The organism is Nocardia sp. NPDC052254 (assembly GCF_040679495.1).
In the GTDB taxonomy this organism is placed as follows: domain Bacteria; phylum Actinomycetota; class Actinomycetes; order Mycobacteriales; family Mycobacteriaceae; genus Nocardia.
Genome location: NZ_JBFAUW010000020.1, coordinates 46,809 through 62,857, shown reverse-complemented (window position 1 = coordinate 62,857; position 16,049 = coordinate 46,809). Strand labels below are relative to the sequence as shown.

General features: G+C 67.7%; 15 protein-coding genes. 10 read left to right on the top strand and 5 right to left on the bottom strand.

Annotated elements, in window-relative coordinates; genetic code table 11:
• Nucleotides 1-5: 5 nt before the first annotated feature.
• Complete coding sequence (locus tag AB0L57_RS30230; protein ID WP_364969408.1) at nt 6-2,036, top strand: glycosyltransferase family 39 protein; 2,031 nt, start codon at nt 6-8, stop codon at nt 2,034-2,036.
• A 465-nt stretch (nt 2,037-2,501) separates the two neighbouring features.
• Nucleotides 2,502-4,586 carry a glycosyltransferase family 39 protein gene (locus tag AB0L57_RS30225; protein ID WP_364969406.1) on the top strand — a complete coding sequence of 695 codons (2,085 nt, stop codon included), beginning with the start codon at nt 2,502-2,504 and terminating at the stop codon, nt 4,584-4,586.
• 87 nt (nt 4,587-4,673) lie between these two features.
• Here AB0L57_RS30225 and AB0L57_RS30220 read toward each other — a convergent pair whose 3' ends face one another.
• On the bottom strand, nt 4,674-5,081 hold the full coding sequence (locus AB0L57_RS30220) for a hypothetical protein (protein ID WP_364969403.1): 408 nt from the start codon (nt 5,079-5,081) through the stop codon (nt 4,674-4,676).
• A 339-nt stretch (nt 5,082-5,420) separates the two neighbouring features.
• On the opposite strand from AB0L57_RS30220, the gene AB0L57_RS30215 reads away from it, so the two are divergent.
• Nucleotides 5,421-5,669, top strand: a complete 249-nt coding sequence (locus tag AB0L57_RS30215; RefSeq protein ID WP_364969400.1) for a Smr/MutS family protein — start codon at nt 5,421-5,423, stop codon at nt 5,667-5,669.
• Nucleotides 5,670-5,728: 59 nt separating this feature from the next.
• Here AB0L57_RS30215 and AB0L57_RS30210 read toward each other — a convergent pair whose 3' ends face one another.
• On the bottom strand, nt 5,729-6,436 hold the full coding sequence (locus tag AB0L57_RS30210) for a hypothetical protein (protein ID WP_364969398.1): 708 nt from the start codon (nt 6,434-6,436) through the stop codon (nt 5,729-5,731).
• A gap of 453 nt (nt 6,437-6,889) precedes the next feature.
• A complete protein-coding gene (locus AB0L57_RS30205; RefSeq protein ID WP_364969395.1) occupies nt 6,890-7,519 on the bottom strand; it encodes a helix-turn-helix domain-containing protein in 630 nt (209 codons plus the stop codon).
• Nucleotides 7,520-7,669: 150 nt separating this feature from the next.
• Here AB0L57_RS30205 and AB0L57_RS30200 point away from each other — a divergent pair, with 150 nt between their 5' ends.
• Genes AB0L57_RS30200 through AB0L57_RS30190 form a run of 3 tightly spaced genes read left to right on the top strand, consistent with a single transcriptional unit; the run spans nt 7,670 to nt 10,736 of the window.
• A complete protein-coding gene (locus tag AB0L57_RS30200; RefSeq protein WP_364969392.1) occupies nt 7,670-9,046 on the top strand; it encodes an NAD(P)-binding domain-containing protein in 1,377 nt (458 codons plus the stop codon).
• On the top strand, nt 9,043-9,978 hold the full coding sequence (locus AB0L57_RS30195) for an alpha/beta fold hydrolase (protein ID WP_364969389.1): 936 nt from the start codon (nt 9,043-9,045) through the stop codon (nt 9,976-9,978). The genes AB0L57_RS30200 and AB0L57_RS30195 overlap by 4 nt, the downstream gene beginning before the upstream one ends.
• Nucleotides 9,975-10,736, top strand: a complete 762-nt coding sequence (locus AB0L57_RS30190) for an SDR family NAD(P)-dependent oxidoreductase (RefSeq protein ID WP_364969386.1) — start codon at nt 9,975-9,977, stop codon at nt 10,734-10,736. The genes AB0L57_RS30195 and AB0L57_RS30190 overlap by 4 nt, the downstream gene beginning before the upstream one ends.
• A gap of 4 nt (nt 10,737-10,740) precedes the next feature.
• On the opposite strand, the gene AB0L57_RS30185 is transcribed toward AB0L57_RS30190, so the two are convergent.
• Both AB0L57_RS30185 and AB0L57_RS30180 read right to left on the bottom strand, forming a co-directional pair.
• Entirely contained in the window at nt 10,741-11,154 is a 414-nt protein-coding gene (locus tag AB0L57_RS30185) for a DUF6508 domain-containing protein (protein WP_364969383.1), read from the bottom strand.
• 81 nt (nt 11,155-11,235) lie between these two features.
• Nucleotides 11,236-11,943 carry a MerR family transcriptional regulator gene (locus AB0L57_RS30180; RefSeq protein WP_364969381.1) on the bottom strand — a complete coding sequence of 236 codons (708 nt, stop codon included), beginning with the start codon at nt 11,941-11,943 and terminating at the stop codon, nt 11,236-11,238.
• A gap of 284 nt (nt 11,944-12,227) precedes the next feature.
• On the opposite strand from AB0L57_RS30180, the gene AB0L57_RS30175 reads away from it, so the two are divergent.
• From AB0L57_RS30175 to AB0L57_RS30160, 4 genes are all read left to right on the top strand, one after another.
• The gene (locus AB0L57_RS30175) at nt 12,228-12,695 is read left to right on the top strand and encodes a hypothetical protein (RefSeq protein ID WP_364969379.1); all 468 of its coding nucleotides are present in this window, start codon (nt 12,228-12,230) and stop codon (nt 12,693-12,695) included.
• 47 nt (nt 12,696-12,742) lie between these two features.
• A complete protein-coding gene (locus tag AB0L57_RS30170) occupies nt 12,743-13,633 on the top strand; it encodes an ROK family protein (RefSeq protein WP_364969377.1) in 891 nt (296 codons plus the stop codon).
• A gap of 193 nt (nt 13,634-13,826) precedes the next feature.
• Nucleotides 13,827-14,951, top strand: coding sequence for a GAF domain-containing protein (locus AB0L57_RS30165; protein WP_364969374.1), 1,125 nt, complete (start codon nt 13,827-13,829; stop codon nt 14,949-14,951).
• Between the two features lie 69 nt (nt 14,952-15,020).
• Nucleotides 15,021-16,034, top strand: coding sequence for a conjugal transfer protein (locus AB0L57_RS30160; RefSeq protein WP_364969371.1), 1,014 nt, complete (start codon nt 15,021-15,023; stop codon nt 16,032-16,034).
• Nucleotides 16,035-16,049 lie beyond the last annotated feature (15 nt).

Here is a 16,049-nt window from a genome sequence, read left to right as displayed (position 1 = left end):
GAAATATGACGACGACTGTGCTGGATGCACCCCCGGCCGCGGCGACGACCGCGCCGGACCCGGTGCGCGTCCCGAACCCCAGGTGGCGGCTGCTGTCACTGGCGGCCCTGCTGGTGGGTACGGCATTGCTGTATCTGTGGGATCTGGGCGCGAGTGGCTGGGCCAACGAGTTCTACGCCGCGGCCGTGCAGGCCGGATCGCAGAGCTGGAAGGCGATGCTGTTCGGATCCAGCGACGCCGCCAATGCGATCACCGTGGACAAGACGCCCGGCGCGCTGTGGGTCATGGACCTCTCGGCCCGGATCTTCGGCTTCAATTCCTGGAGCCTGCTCGTACCGCAGGCTGTACAGGGCGTCCTCGCCGTCGGGGTGCTGTATGCCGCCGTGCGGCGGGTCTCCGGGCACTGGCCGGGGATCCTGGCGGGTGCGATCCTGGCCCTGACCCCGGCCGCGGCGTTGATGTTCCGCTTCGACAATCCCGATGCCATGCTCGTGCTGCTGCTCACCGTGGCCACCTACTGTGTCGTACGCGCGATCGAGAAGAACAGTGCCGCATGGTGGTTGCCACTGGCGGGCGTCGCGATCGGCTTCGGGTTCCTGGCGAAGATGATGCAGGCGTTCGTCGTACTGCCGGTTTTCGCGGTGGTGTATCTCCTTGCCGCGCAAACACCGTGGCGCACCCGACTGGTCCGCTCGGTACTGGCCGTGGTGGCGGTGGTCGTGTCCGCGGGCTGGTATCTGGCCGTCGTGGCACTGTGGCCGGCGTCGGATCGGCCCTTCATCGGTGGTTCGCAGCGCAACAGCGTGCTCGAATTGGCCTTGGGCTACAACGGTTTCGGTCGGCTTACCGGTGACGAGGTCGGCGGCCTGGGCAATATGAACTACGACGTGGGCTGGGCCCGGCTGTTCGGTTCGGAGATGGGCGGCCAGATCGCCTGGCTGATCCCCGCGGCGCTCATCCTCGGGGCGGCCGGATTGTGGCTCACCCGGCGTGCGCCCCGCACCGATCCGGTGCGCGCATCGCTGCTGCTGTGGCTGGGCTGGCTGGTCCTCACCGGCGTGATCTTCAGCTTCGCTGGTGGCATCCTGCACCCGTACTACACCGTGGCGCTGGCACCGGCCATCGCGGGCAGTGTGGCGATCGGGGCGGCGCAGTTGTGGCAGCGGCGCAACGACATTCGCGCGACGGCCGTACTGTCGGCGACCCTGGTGGTGACCACCGTGACCGCCTGCCTGCTGCTCGCGCGCACCAGTGACTGGATGCCGTGGTTGCGGCCGGTGGTGGCTGTCGTGGGCATCGGAGCCGCCGCGTTGCTGCTGGTCGTGTCCCGGTTGCCGCGGGCGATGGCCGCCGGTGTGGTGGCACTCGCACTCGCGGCGGGGCTGGCCGGTCCCACCGGGTACGCCCTGGCCACCGCGTCGACCCCGCACACCGGCGCGATACCGTCGGCCGGTCCGTCGAGCGGACACTTCCCCGGCGGGATGCCGCCGGGCGGTGGACCGGGCAACTCGGCGTCCGGAACTGCTGGGGCGCAATCGAATACCGTGACCGGAACCCCCGCAACGCAACCCGGTGCCGCGGGCGGGCAGTCGGGCACCGGCCCCGGACAGTCGACCACGAATGCGCCGTCCGGTACCGGGTCCACCCACACGGGCGGACCGATGGGCGGACTTCTCGGTGGTGTCTCGGTCGGCTCGACCATGGTTGCGGCCCTGAACGACAACGCCTCCGAATACACCTGGGTGGCAGCCGCGGTCGGTTCCAACAGTGCCGCCGCCTACCAGCTCGCCACGGAGAATCCGGTGATGGCGGTCGGCGGTTTCAACGGCACCGACCCGGCACCGACCCTCGCGCAGTTCAAGCAGTACGTGGCGCAGCACAAGATCCACTACTTCATCGGTGGCGCCGGAATGAGCGGTATGCGTGGCTCCGACAGCGGCGGCAGCCGGGAAGCGACCGATATCGCGGAATGGGTCGAGGCCACGTTCACGGCCCGGACCATCGACGGAGTGACGGTCTACGACCTCACCTCGTGATCCCGGCACGGTGGCTGCATCCCGCCACGGGGATGCAGTCATCCCTGGTCGTCGGCTGCCAAGAGCCGATCGCTACGACTCCTTCGCCCTCGGAGTCTGCTGGTCACACGTTCCGTTTCAGGCGGAAAATTGCTCGAGCGTGGTCGCCGTCAGGACGCGTTCGGTCCACGTATCCAATTTCGGCTGGTCCACCGGCTCGCACGTGGCGGACGACGTCGTCGGGCACGGGGTCCAGGTTGAGCGGATAAGGCTGGGCTTGTGACCGGGGCGCGAGATCTTCCCATGTCATGAGCTCGGGAAGGTCTTGCCGCGTCACGTTCGGGCGCGACATACGTTCATGGCGGCGAAGCGCCCGCTCACAGTCGGCGCATAGCTTCGGCAAAGATTCAGCCCACTTCGGCGCGTGATCATCGTTTCGACGGCCTCGGCGACAGCCGGGGGAGCGAGGCGGACGAGAGGAATTCGATGACGATCACAGAGGCGCCGCGACGGCGGGCCGAACGCAGCGAGCCCACCGGGTCGCCGCCGCGGCCGGCCCGATGGAGTACGTGGCTTTCGGGCGCGGCGGATCAGCCGCGGTGGGCGCGACCAGGACTGTTCGTGCTGCTCATCGCGACGGCCGTGTTGTATCTGTGGGGGCTGTCTGCCTCCGGGTGGGCCAATGACTTCTACGCCGCCGCTGTGCAGGCCGGTACGCAGAGCTGGAAGGCGTTGCTGTTCGGGTCGCTGGACTCGGGTAATGCCATCACCGTCGACAAGCCCCCGGCCTCGTTGTGGGTGATGGGCCTGTCGGGACGGCTGCTCGGATTCAGCTCGTTCGCACTGCTGCTGCCGCAGGCGTTGATGGGAGTGGCCTCGGTGGGGCTGCTCCACGGCGCGGTGCGTCGGTGGGCGGGACCCGCGGCCGGCCTGATCGCCGGTGCGGCCCTGGCACTCACTCCCGTTGCGGCGCTGATGTTCCGGTTCGACAATCCGGATGCGCTGCTGGTGCTGCTGCTCGTGGCCGGCGCGTACTGCACGGTGCGGGCGACCGAGAAGGGCAGTGGCCGCTGGCTCGCGCTGGCGGGTGTCGCGGTCGGATTCGGATTCCTGACCAAGATGCTGCAGGCCTTCCTGGTGTTGCCGGCCTTCGGACTGGTGTTCCTGGTGGCCGCGCCGATCGGCCTGGGCCGCCGGATCCTGAAGTTGCTGGGAGCCCTTGTCGCGCTGGTGATCTCGGGCGGCTGGTTCGTGGCACTGGTGAGCCTGTGGCCCGCCGATTCCCGTCCGTACATCGGCGGTTCCACCAACAACAGCCTGCTCGACCTGGCGCTGGGCTACAACGGCCTCGGCCGGGTCATGGGCGGCGAGGGTAACGGCGGCGGCGGTGGGGGCCCCGGCGGGGGCGGTAACACCGCGTTCGGTGGTAGCACCGGCATCACCCGGCTGTTCGGCGATTCGATGGGCACCGAGATCTCCTGGTTGCTGCCGGCGGCGCTGATCGGCCTGGTGGCGGGACTGTGGTTCACCCGCCGCACTCCGCGCACCGGACGTACCCGCGCGAGTCTGATCCTCTGGGGTGGTTGGCTTCTCGTCACCGGTGTGGTGTTCAGCTTCATGCAGGGCACGATTCACCCGTACTACACGGTGGCCCTGGCGCCCGCCATCGCCGCGCTCGTGGGTATCGTGGTGGTCGAATTGTGGCGCGGCCGGCAGTTCCGTTCGGCGCGCGTCGCACTGGGCGCGATGCTTGCCCTGACCGGTATCTGGAACTTCGTCCTGCTGGATCGCACCCCGGACTGGTACCCCTGGCTGCGGTGGGTGGTGCTGATCGGCTCGATCGTGATCGCCGCCGTGCTCATCGCCGGTGCGCACGCGCTGGGCAGGTTCACGGTGATCGTCGCCGCCGCGGGACTGCTGTTCGGCTTCGCGGGCACCGCCGCGTACGCCCTGGAGACCGCGTCGATGCCGCATTCGGGTTCCATTCCCACCTCCGGACCGAACAGCGGTAACGGAATGGGCGGTCCCGGCGGGAACGGCGGCGGTACGCCTCCGGGTGGAAATGCCGGTGGCACAACGGATGCGGGAACATCGAACGCCGGGGGAGCGACACCGCCCGCCGGTGCGGGCCCGGAATCCGCCGACGGTGCGGGCTCGGCACCCGGCACGGACAGCGCCTCGCGGTCCGGCACGCGCAATGCGGGACCGGGCGGCGGTATGTCCGACAACACCGCCCTGCAGGAACTGGTGAAGAGTGCGAACAACCGCTGGGCCGCCGCCACGGTCGGCTCCCAGTCCGCGGGCAGCCTCGAATTGTCCACGGGCACATCGATCATGGCGATCGGCGGCTTCACCGGAAGCGACAACTCGCCGACCCTCGCACAGTTCCAGGACCATGTGAACAACGGTGAGATCCACTACTTCTTCACCGGCGGTGGCCCGGGTGGCGGCGGTGGTCCCGGTGGCGGATCGGGCAGTGCGAGCGAGATCACCTCGTGGGTCCAATCCCACTACACCGCAATAACAGTGGGCGGAACCACCGTCTACGACCTCACCCAGCCCATCGGCTGAGGACGGCGAGCGGCACGCGGTGGCCGAGGCCCGGACGGTATCGGTGTCCGGGGCTCGGCCACAGTCGTTCTCGATGCGATCGAACGATTACCGGCCGCAGTGCACGTTGAAGTCCTGCCACAGATCGTCCTGGATGCGTCCGCCCCAGTCGATGCACTTACCCTCCGCCTCGACCTTCGCGTAGGCGAATTCGCCGAACTTGCGGTCGTCGTTGATGACCACCGCGGAGTGGTCCTTCGACTGCCGTACCGCGGCGCCCATCGAGATCGGCTCGCCCGGATGGTCCCGCACGGTGACCACGCAGTTCGTCCGGCCGTTGTAGGTCAGAAAGACCGTACCCCCCTTCAGATCGTGCTTGTCGATGACGTTGAAGCCGTCACCGCACTGGCCGTGATAGGTCGCTGCCGACGCGGTGGCGGGAAACAGGATCGCCGCTCCGGCTGTGATCCCGAGGGCGGCCGCGCATACGGCGATCGACTTCGTGACGTTGATCAATCTGAACCCATTTCCTCTGTTGCCGTGATGTCGAGCGTTCGGCCGGTCACCCGACCGGGGTGACCGAACGCCGAACTGCTCACCCGACCCCCGTCGCCCGAACCTATGGCAGGGACCGTCGCCGGTGACGCGGTGGAACTCCCACGCATGGGGACCCGGGTGGTCCCGGCGCGCGCCACAGCAGGTGTTTCCGGCCCTGACACCTGCTGTGCCGCACGGTGAAACATGTTGTGTGACAAAGTGGCCGGCAATCGGTGCGACGTCGATCCGGTCGGTTGGGTATCTTCGGCATGTGGCGCGGTCCCGCACCGACCCATCCGTACCCTTGGAGAGCAAGCGATGAAGACCGTAACGGTGGATCTGCATCCGGTGTTTCGCAATGATCGTGATATCGACAAAGCGATCCGTGCGGCATTGTTCCGTGCGGCGGGCGGTAAGGCCGACCTGCTGGAGATCATCCCGGGCAAGGGTTCGGGCACTTTGCGGCGGCGCGTGCTGGCACGGCTCGAGCAGCCGCATCTGAGCAAACTCTTCCGCCGGGTCGAGGTGGACGCCGGCAATGAGGGCCGGATCCTGGTGTACTTCTGAGTGATACGGCAACGGGCGCGTGAGCGGGATCATCCGCCCACGCGCCCGGAGAGCCGTTCTCAGTGACTGTCGTCGTCGTGAGTGTGCTGCTCGTACGGCTGGTTCATGGTGTTCTGGAACTTGATCGCGGACGCGATGCCGACGGGTACGCCGAGCAGGGCGGCGCCGAGGATGGCGCCCAGACCGCCCAGGACACCCGCACCGGCCAGGCAACCCGCGATGAGGGTGAGCCCCGCGGCGTCGAGGACGGGTGCGCCGACCACCCCGCCGGCGATGGCGCCGACGCCGCAACCGACGGCCACGCCGATCAAGCCGCCGGTCATGGTTCCCACCGCGGTGGCCAGGCCGAACTCGTTGACAGCGGCCTGGACCGCCGTATCGAATCGCTCGGTCTGCGGATCGCCGTCGATATCGCCGAGACGTAGTGCCGGTGTGGCCGCGCGTGCCGCCGCCCGCACCTCGGGGGCGGCGTGGGCGGCAGCCAATGCCTGCGGCTCGGCCGCGAATTCGGAGACGCCGGCCACCGTGGCGCCGGATGCGTCGCGTACCTGGAACTGTCCGCCCGCGGTGACGAGCGTGGCAGCGCCGGTCTCGATGACCACGGACTGATCCGCGGTCGAGCTGGTGTAGAGCACGCCCGGCATGATCTCCGTGCTCAGTACATGGTCCGGCGTCGTCGTGGGCGCGGCCGACGCGCTTGCGGCACCGACGCTCAACGCGCCCGCCATCGCCACCGCGGTGACGCCCATCCGGGTCATCTTGTTCATGCAATCCCTCATCTGTGCTGTTCTCGCTGCGGCCCTCGGCAGCGCAAACGAACCTTAACGGAAATGATTTCCATTCTCCATTCGGGTCGATGACGGGCCGCCGGATTCGTGCCGCCGGTCCCGCGACACGTGCTGCCGGATTGTTGTTCGACCTGTTCAGGGCATGTTCGGTCGAACCTCGGCGAGGGTTGCCCGCATCGGGGAGCGTGCGGTGAGCTCAGGCGGATCGAAGGATCGGCGGCGCGTGCGGCGCCGTGCCGAAGTGACCGAATGGCGCGGAGTCGCCGCGCGCGACGAAGTGGCCGGGCCGTGCCGAGATCTCAGGCGGCGGGAATGGCCGGGTCGGCAGGGAGGTGGGCCGGGTATGCGAGTGGCGCGGAGCGGCCAGTTGGTGGGAGTCGCCTGACGGGTGGGCCGGCAGGCGCGAGGTCGGGCGAGCTCGGCGCGCCCCGGCTATCGGGCGGAACGCTCCGTGTCACGGTCGGCGGCAGGCGCGCTGTACAGGGCCGGTAGCAGGTAGGTGCGCAGTTGACGGCCGACCGCCACGCCGTCGTCCGGGTCGATCGTGTCGCCGGAGATGGTGCCGAGGCTGATCAGGATTCGGGCCACCCATTCCGACGCCTCGGCGCGGTCGTGGGCGGGATGGATTTCGCCACGGTCGGCGGCGCGGTCGATGTACGGGCGCCAGAAGGCGGCGAGGGCGGGGACCAGCGCGGCGACGCCGGCGCCCGCGCAGGCGGCGAATTCCTCCGGCTCGGAGGTGCGTAGCCGCATGAGTAGCGCGCCCGGATCGTCGTAGGCGCCGCGGCCGATCCGCACGCCGACGGTGAGCTGGTCGGCGAAGCTGTCGATGGCGTCGAGTTCGGCGCGCGCGTCGTTCCACCAGGCGTCGGTCAGTCGCACGATCGCCGTACCGATCAGGGCCTGTTTGTCCGCGAAGTGCCGGTACAGCCAGGCCCGCGAGACCCCGGCCTCCTCGGCCACCTCCATCATGGTGGTGGCGCGAATTCCCTTGCCCGCCAGTAACTTCTGGGTGGCCTCCAGTAATCGATCGACCACCGTCGTGGTCGTCGCCTCGGTCATCCGCCGCACCTTCCGTCGCGCGCCCGATCGGGCCGCGTTCGCCCGGTTCACCCAAAACCCTAGCAATCTGTGGACAGATCTGAGAATGTGTCTACTCGTAGACATAATTCAAAATCTGTCTACTCACTGATCGGTGTGAAAGGAGTGGTGATGTATCAACCGCGTACCGCGGTGATCGGCGCCGGAATCAGCGGGTTGACCGCGGGCAAGATGCTCGCCGACTACGGGATTCCGTATACGTGCTTCGAATCGTCGGATCGCGTCGGAGGAAACTGGGCCTTCGGCAATCCGAACGGGCACAGCAGCGCCTACCGCTCGCTGCACATCGACACCTCGAAACATCAGCTGTCGTTCCGCGACTTCCCGATGCCCGAGGAGTTTCCCGACTTCCCGCATCACACCCAGATCAAGCAGTACCTCGACGATTACTGCGCGGCCTTCGATCTGTATCGGTCGATCGAGTTCGGCAACGGCGTCGAGCACGCGCGCCGGCTGCCCGGTGGCGGCTGGGAGCTGCGCACCCAGCGAGACGAGGTGCGCCACTTCGACTTCCTGGTCGTCGCCAACGGCCATCACTGGGACCCCCGCTATCCGGAGTTCCCGGGCGAGTTCACCGGGCGAACGATGCACGCCCACCACTACATCGATCCGCGCACCCCGATGGACTTCACCGATCAGCGCATCCTGGTGGTCGGGCTGGGGAACAGCGCGGCCGATATCGCCGTGGAGTTGTCGTCGAAGGCGCTGGGCAACACGCTGACGCTGTCCACCCGCTCCGGCGCGTGGATCGTGCCCAAGTACATCGCCGGCCGGCCGGCCGACAAGTACTACCGCACCAGCCCGTACATCCCGTTCTCCTGGCAGCGCAAGATCGCGCAGTGGGGCCAGCCGCTGACCGCCGGGCGCCCGGAGAACTACGGCCTGCCCGCACCCAATCACAAATTCTTCGAGGCGCACCCCACGCAATCGGTGGAGCTGCCGCTGCGGCTGGGATCGGGCGATGTGATCCCGAAGCCGAACATCGATCGATTCGACGGTGCCACCGTGCATTTCGCGGACGGAACCGCCGACGATTTCGATGTGATCATCTACGCCACGGGCTACAACATCACCTTCCCGTTCTTCGATCCGGAGTTCATCAGCGCACCGGACAACAAGATCGATCTGTACAAGCGGATGTTCCTGCCGGGCATCGAGGATCTGGTGTTCGCGGGCTTCGCGCAGTCCACCCCGACACTGTTCCCCTTCGTCGAATGCCAGGCCCGGTTGATCGGCGCCTATGCGGTGGGCCGGTACCGGCTGCCGTCGGTGGCGGAGATGGAGCATGTGATCGTCGCCGAGCAGCAGCACTACACCGGGCACATGGTGCCCAGCGCCCGGCACACCCAGCAGGTCGACTACTTCCTCTACGAACACGACATGCGGGCGCGCGAGATACCCGCCGGCGCACGGCGCGCCGGAATCTACGGGCCACCGCCGTGGGCGCGGGTGGCGGAGTCGGACTCGCCGGTGGGAGTGGGACAGTGACATATCGCCAGATCAGCTTTTCCTCTTCCGGAACCGATTGCGACGCATGGTTCTTCGAGGGTGAGCCGGGGCCGTTCGACGGCCCGGACGGCCGTCCCGTGGTGGTGATGGCGCACGGATTCGGCGGCACCAAGGATTCCGGCCTCGAACCGTTCGCGCAGCGACTGAGCGCGGCCGGGCTCGCCGTGTTCGCCTTCGACTACCGGGGGTTCGGCGCCTCGGCCGGAGAACCGCGCCAGCGTGTGTCGATGACCGAGCAGGCGCAGGACTATCGCGCCGCGCTGTCGGCGGCCGCCCGGATACCGGGTGTGGATCCGAATCGGTTGGTGGCGTGGGGTATTTCGCTGTCCGGCGGTCACGCGCTGACCGTCGCGGCCGATCGTCCCGACATCTGCGCGGTGATCGGGGTCGTACCGCTGGTGAACGGATTGGCCGCGGGCCGGAAGGCTTTCGAACAGGTCGGTGCCGCGGCCATCGCGAAATCCACGGTATCGAGTGTGCGCAGCGCGCTGGCGGGTCGCTTCGGCGGCGAACGGGTGATGATGCCGCTGGTGGGCAGGCCGGGCGACCATGCCGCGCTGACCGCCGAAGGCTATTACGAGTCCTACACCTCGATGGCCGGACCCACCTGGCGCAATGAGGTCGACTCGGCGATCGGTCTGGAGCTCGGCGGCTACCGGGCCGACCGGATCGCCGCGCGGATCGCCGCGCCGGTACTGCTGCAGATCGCCGATTTCGACCGGGCCGCACCGGCGCACGCCGCGGCCAAGGCCGGCTTCGCCGCACGCGCCGAAGTCCGCCACTATCCCTGCGATCATTTCGATCTGTTCGCCGGGAGCCCGTGGTTCGAGGCGGCCGTGAACCATCAGCTGCATTTCCTGGTGCGGCATCTCGGTGTCGAGCACGAATCGACCGCGGAGGCGGCACGATGACCGCGCGGGGCGCGATGGTGATCGGTGGTGCGTCCGGCATCGGCCGCGCCACCACACATGCGCTGGCGCGCGACGGTTTCCGCGTGGTGGTCGCCGATGTGAATCTCGAGGCGGCGCGCACGGTCGCCGAAGAGCTCGGCGAGCCCGCGACGGCAGTGGAACTCGATGTCACCGACGAGGATTCGGTGGCGGCCGGATTCGCGGCGGCGGGACCGTTGACCGCGGTGGTCAGCTGTGCGGGGCTGTCCATGCCCGGGCCGATCACCGAACTCGAACTGGCACACTGGCGCACCACCGTCGACGTCTGCCTGACCGGGTCGTTCCTGGTGGTCAAGTATGCCGGTCGGCACCTGGACGACGGCGGATCCATCACCTGTATCGCCTCGCTCAACGGCCGTCAGCCCGGGACCGGGATGGCCGGCTACTGCGCGGCCAAGGCCGGGGTGCTGATGTTGGTGGAGGTCGCCGCACTGGAACTGGCCGAGCGCGCGATCCGGGTCAACGCCATCAGTCCCGGCCTGGTCGACACACCGCTGGTCGCGGGGATCGCATTCGTACCGGGCCTCACCGAGGAATATCTCGAGAACACGCCACTGGGGCGTAGCGGCCGCCCGGAGGAGATCGCCGAGGCGGCGGCATTCCTGGCCTCCGACCGGGCGTCCTGGATGACCGGTGCGGCGATCGATCTCAACGGAGGCGCGCATCTCAAGCGTTATCCCGATGTCCTGGCACGGGTGCGCGCACTCCAGGAGGGATAGCGGCTCAGCCGCCCGAATGCGGGAAGGTGTGCTGATGCAGGCGGTGTAGGAGCGCCTGCATCAGCCCGGTCTCGAAGGCCGAGATCAGCATGCCTTCGCTGAATCGTTCGGCGCGGATCAACAGGGTCAGATACTGCAGGCACTGCTGAGCCGGGCTGCTCGCCAGCGCCGCCCGGTCCCGGCGCTCGACGGCCTGACGTCCCTCTTCCCAAGCGCCCCAATTGAAATGGGACAGCAGCAGGCGACGGTCGACCAGGAAGCGGATCACCTCGTCGGCCAGTGGGTCCTTGGCCCGCCATATCGCGCGATGCTTGTCGACCTTGCACACCAGCTCGGTCAGCACACTGCGATCGTGGGCGGTGAGCCGTGCCAATGCGGCCTCGGCCGAATCGACCGTCGCGGGTTGGGCCTGCGCCACGATCCGGTACCTCCATCATATGAAATGCTTACATTTCATACCATGGGGTCGGAGCCGTGTCGCGCCGGATCGGCCGTGGGGTCAGTGGCCGGCTTCCTTGGGCGCGGGCAGTTCGGCGTGGCGCGCGAAGGCCTGGTCGATCAGTTCGGAGGCGGCCCGGGTGAGAATCAAGCGGGCGATGGCCAGTTCGGTCTCCAGCCGGGCGCGGTCCCTGGACTCGCGCGGGGAGCGCTCGTAGCCCTGACCCGCGAGGCAGTAGAACACCTCGGTGGCATAGCGATCGGCGATCGCGTCGCAGTCCGCGCGCAAGCGCTCCACGACCTGGAATGCCGAGGTGTCGGGAACACCGCTGTCCATCAGGCGGGCCGCCAGGTCGCCACAGCGCGGGTTGGTGACCCGATAGGCGTCCAGCGGGTCGGTACTGCCCGCCAGTGCCTGCCTGACGTAGTCCGGCAGATCGGCGAGTGGATCGTCGCTGCTCGGTTTCTCCTGTGCCGCAACAGGTTCGCGATCGGCGGGAGCGTCGCTCACGCCGAGGACGTCGGCGAGGCCGTCGCCGCGGTCCCAGGCCTCGAGCAGCTCTCGGATGCCGTTGAGCTTCATGCCGCGACTGAGCAGTCGGCTGATCGTGTGCAACCGCTCCAGATGGTCGGTTCCGTAATAGCCGATCCGCCCCCGCACCTCGGGTGACGGCAGCAATCCCCGTTCGTGGTACACGCGGACACTGCGCACGGTGGTGTCCGCTGCCCGCGCCAGCTCGTCGATCGTGTACTCCGAGTGCACAGCCATACCTCTTAGGAAATCACAAGTTACCCCATAGGAAAACGGACCGTACAAAAACGTCCCGTTAACCGACGATACATCGGTGCAACGACTCGGTCAATGTGCCGTTAAATAGCGGCAGAAGCGCTTGCTGCGATCGGAATCGTGGGTTAACGTGCCGAGTACAGCAGTTCGCTGCTGGTTGCCGGGGACTGTTGAGCAGCCCCGATGCCCGCCCGACCATGGGCTCACGTTTGCGAGTCAGCACCCGCGATGGCATACGTGTGTCCTCGGCATCCCCGGAGACGGAAATGAGCACAATTCACTCGCGTCGGCTACCTCTCGGATCGACTGCGCCGGCAGCATTTTCACCCCTTCCCGCGGTACCCGCGCCCGGTCGTGGCACCCATCGCCCGCCGTGTGCGGACGGCCCCGACGACTGGGATCTCGATGTGGGCAACCCCGAATCCTGGCGTGCCGCAGTGCGAATCTGCGCCGGCTGCCCGTTGCTGAGCGAATGTTCCCAGCTCGCACAGACTCTCATCGCGCGCGGTGACAACCCCCGCGCCATGATCTGGGCCGGTGTCGCCTATGACAGCGCGGGCAAGGTCGTGGAGAACCTCGACCGTCACCGCACCACCCCCATCGATCACAAGCGCCCGCTCCGTATCATCCGGACGGGTGCCCGTCCGGCGGTCTGTACCGAACCCACGCCGCCGACCCCGCGGCGGCGTATCGTGCTCGGGCATCGGCTCCGGCCGAGCGGGATCGGCGCGTGAGAACCTCACCGCCGAGGATGAAAACTATTGTGGCGGTGGGTGACTGAATGACAATTCTGGCTGTGCAGATCGGTGCCGATGGCTTCGCGGCGTGCCGGGTGGCCGACGACGTCGACGAGGACGACATCCGCCGGGTGCCGATTCCGGCGGCCGGTGCCTGGGAGATATTCCGCGATCTGCTGGTGGAAGTCGCCGAGGGGCAAGAGGTCGAGGCGGTCGGTATCGCCTCGCCGGGGCCGATCGACATGGCGGCCGGAGTGGTCGCACCCGCGGGCATCCGGGAGTGGCAAACGGGCTTCGCGCTGACCGACGCGGTGAGCAAGCTGTTCCCGACCGCGAAGGTGCAGGTCGGGCTCGACGGTGTGTGTAACGGCCTGGCCGAGCACAACTTCGGGGCGACCGCCGAGGTCATGGATTCGGTGACGGTCGTGGTCTCCGACCGCATCTCCGCCGGCGTCATGGTCGGTGGTTTCGTGGTGGTCGGGCGCACCGGCAACGCGGGGAACTTCGGCCACATCCTGGTTCCGGGATTCGACGACGCCTGTGACTGTGGTGGTCGTGGCTGTGTCGAAGCGGTGGCGAGCGGCCGGGCGCTGGTGCGCTGGGCGCGAGCGGAGGGCTTCGGCGGCGATACGGTCGATGCGCTGATCTCGGCCGCGGCCGCCGGGGACTCGGTGGCGACCGCCGCGCTGCAGCGGGCCGGAACCGCGCTCGGCCGGGCGATCGCCTCGGTCGCGCCGCTGCTGGACTTCGACCTGGTGGTACTGGGTGGCACCGTGTCGAAAGCCGGTCCGGCGCTGTGGAAATCGCTCAACGCGGCGGTGGCGACGCATGCCCGGATCGGTTTTCTCACCGGTCTGCGGGTGATTCCCTCGGAGATCGACGACGTCGGCACCCTGGCCGGCGCCGGCGTGCTCGCGCTGATGGCCGCGTCGTAGGTTCAAACACTCCGATCGGTCTGTTCTCCACGGCCGGAGAATTGTTTCTACCAGCGCAGACGCCGAACCCGGTTGATTGAACCGCTATCCAACGGTACATTAAACGGGTAACTACCGGCTCAATTGAGCCGGGTTCCCGAAGGAACGGTTGGTACGGGCGAGCGCGATGCGGAGCGACGCAGTAATCCCATGGATGACCATTGAAACGTTGATGCCGGATGTGATGACGGTGGCGTCAGTGGGGGAGACGCCGCGGGAGTTCGCGAGCTGGCAGCGGGTGGTGCAGCGAGCGCTGGCCAAGATGCCCGCGGTGTACGACAGTCTCACCACGGCGAGATTGGCCGACGCCCTGTCCTCGGCGCGGGATCGGGCTGAGGAGGTCGATCTGCGCATTCCTACCAGAGCTGGACTGCACGAGCTGAAGCTGCGTCCGGTCTTCGGTCCGGCCGGCGATGTCCACGCGGTGCGGATGTGGATCGGCCCGGCCGCCGCCGCGGTCGCCGAACCCCGTGCCGCGGTGGGTGCGATCTGGGATCTCGACACCCAGACGCTGCAGCAGCCCAGCGGAATCACGCGATTGTCCGGTGTTCCCGCCGAGGAATACGCACCCCGGATGTCGATCGCGGAGGTGTTCCACCGGATGAAGGCGTTCGATCGCCATTCCGAGGTACTCGATCTGCTCTACGAGCCGGTCGCCGGCGCCAAGATGCAGTTCGACGTTGCGGTGCCGCACAATTCGGGTCGGCCCGGCCGGTGGCGGGTCACCATTCGCGCTCGCGACGACGGGCGCACCCGGGGTGCCTGGTGGCTGATCGAGGACGTGTCCTCGGAGGATCAGCCGGCGACCTGGTCGACACTCGAGCGGGTCGGGCTGCGGGAGGCGCATCGGCGCGCCGGGACCCATCTGGCGGTGATCGAACTCGAGCGCACCAGTATCTCGCATTGGCTCACCGATCCGGCCCCGTGGATCCGATGGGATTATCTGTTCCAGCCGGTGGATGTCTTTCATCCCGACGATCGCGCCCGCCTGATCGATATCGGCGGACGGATGGCGGCGGGCGACACCGCGGGCGTGACCGTGCGCGCCCTGAATTACAGCGGCGACTACACCCCCACTTTGATGCTGTTGTATCCGTATCCGGGTTATTCGGCGCGGCAGTTGGCGATCGCGCAGCTGGTGCGGGTCGCCGATGACGTTCCGATGGTCGAACCCCACCGCGACAGCTTCGATGTGCGGCAGCGGCGCGCCCCGATCGGCTACGACGATCAACTCCGGCATCGGCTGGCCTGCCGGATGAATCGGAGTCCGGTGTACTGACCCGCGCAGTTCCCATGTGCGGGAATACAGCAACGATACCGTCCGGTGTGGCTCTCTACCATTTCGAGAGTGCGGACATCGGCTGGCAGGCGCGACGATTCGGGCGAGGAGTTGCTTCGCCGAATGGCCGCCCGCCGCCGTCGTGACAACGCGATGTTCGCCGTGCTGGCCGTGCTCGCGGTGCTCGGTGGCGGGCATGCGGTGTTGAGCTGGTTCGACAAGCCGCCGCCCGGTCCCTCCGACGCGACGACCACGACGATCGTCGGAAATGCCCAGCTGGCCGAATCTTTCGCGGAGGAGTTCGTCGTGACATATCTGTCGGCGACCTCCGGCCAGCAGGAAAAGCTCGCCGAGTACGTCGGTGGCGAACAGCAGATCAATCTGCCCTCGACCGCGCGTCAGGTCTCGGATCCGGTCGTCGTGTTCGCCTCGCGCACCATCGGTAACAACAGTGTCGATGTCTGGGCGGTCACCGTCTCGGTGCACATCGCGAAAACCGGTGCCGCGGGCGGACTTCGCGAGTACTATCGCGTCCCTGTCTCGGTTACTCCCGACGGCCGCCGCCGCGCGTTGTCCTTACCGCAGGCCGTGGGACCACCCGGCCGGGGGATCGATCTGGTGCAGAACTACGCGATGTCCTGCGGCACCGATACTCCGCTGTCCCAGGTCGCCGCCGGATTCATGGGGGCCTATCTGACCGGGTCCGGCGACGTGGCCCGCTACACCACCCCGAATTCCGGCATCACCGCACTGCAACCGGCGCCGTTCTCCGCCGTGGAGACGACCTCGGTGTCCTCGGAGGACGCCGGATGTGGTTCGGGCGGAACGTCGGCGAAGGTGCTCGCGACCATCAACCCGAAGGCCGGCAACGGTGTCACCCCGACACTCGCCTACCCGCTGACGATGGTCAACACGTCCGGTCAATGGCAGGTTCAGTCGATCGATGCCGTTCCGGCACTGCGTAATCCGCTCGCCGTAGTTTCCGGCGGGCAGGCTCAGGACACCCCCTCCACCGGCGCGTCCGGTACCCCCACCACCGCACCGTCGACCGCCGCTTCGGTACCACCGGCGAAACAGAACTGATCCGGAAAGGACAGT

Bases quoted from the DNA above. Each gene is read 5' to 3' on its own strand.
- AB0L57_RS30205 (WP_364969395.1), bottom strand. From the start codon at position 7,519: ATGACCGAGGCGACGACCACGACGGTGGTCGATCGATTACTGGAGGCC.
- AB0L57_RS30175 (WP_364969379.1), top strand. From the start codon at position 12,228: ATGAGCACAATTCACTCGCGTCGGCTACCTCTCGGATCGACTGCGCCG.
- AB0L57_RS30200 (WP_364969392.1), top strand. From the start codon at position 7,670: ATGTATCAACCGCGTACCGCGGTGATCGGCGCCGGAATCAGCGGGTTG.
- AB0L57_RS30180 (WP_364969381.1), bottom strand. From the start codon at position 11,943: ATGGCTGTGCACTCGGAGTACACGATCGACGAGCTGGCGCGGGCAGCG.
- AB0L57_RS30165 (WP_364969374.1), top strand. From the start codon at position 13,827: ATGACCATTGAAACGTTGATGCCGGATGTGATGACGGTGGCGTCAGTG.
- AB0L57_RS30230 (WP_364969408.1), top strand. From the start codon at position 6: ATGACGACGACTGTGCTGGATGCACCCCCGGCCGCGGCGACGACCGCG.
- AB0L57_RS30225 (WP_364969406.1), top strand. From the start codon at position 2,502: ATGACGATCACAGAGGCGCCGCGACGGCGGGCCGAACGCAGCGAGCCC.
- AB0L57_RS30190 (WP_364969386.1), top strand. From the start codon at position 9,975: ATGACCGCGCGGGGCGCGATGGTGATCGGTGGTGCGTCCGGCATCGGC.
- AB0L57_RS30170 (WP_364969377.1), top strand. From the start codon at position 12,743: ATGACAATTCTGGCTGTGCAGATCGGTGCCGATGGCTTCGCGGCGTGC.
- AB0L57_RS30210 (WP_364969398.1), bottom strand. From the start codon at position 6,436: ATGAACAAGATGACCCGGATGGGCGTCACCGCGGTGGCGATGGCGGGC.
- AB0L57_RS30215 (WP_364969400.1), top strand. From the start codon at position 5,421: ATGAAGACCGTAACGGTGGATCTGCATCCGGTGTTTCGCAATGATCGT.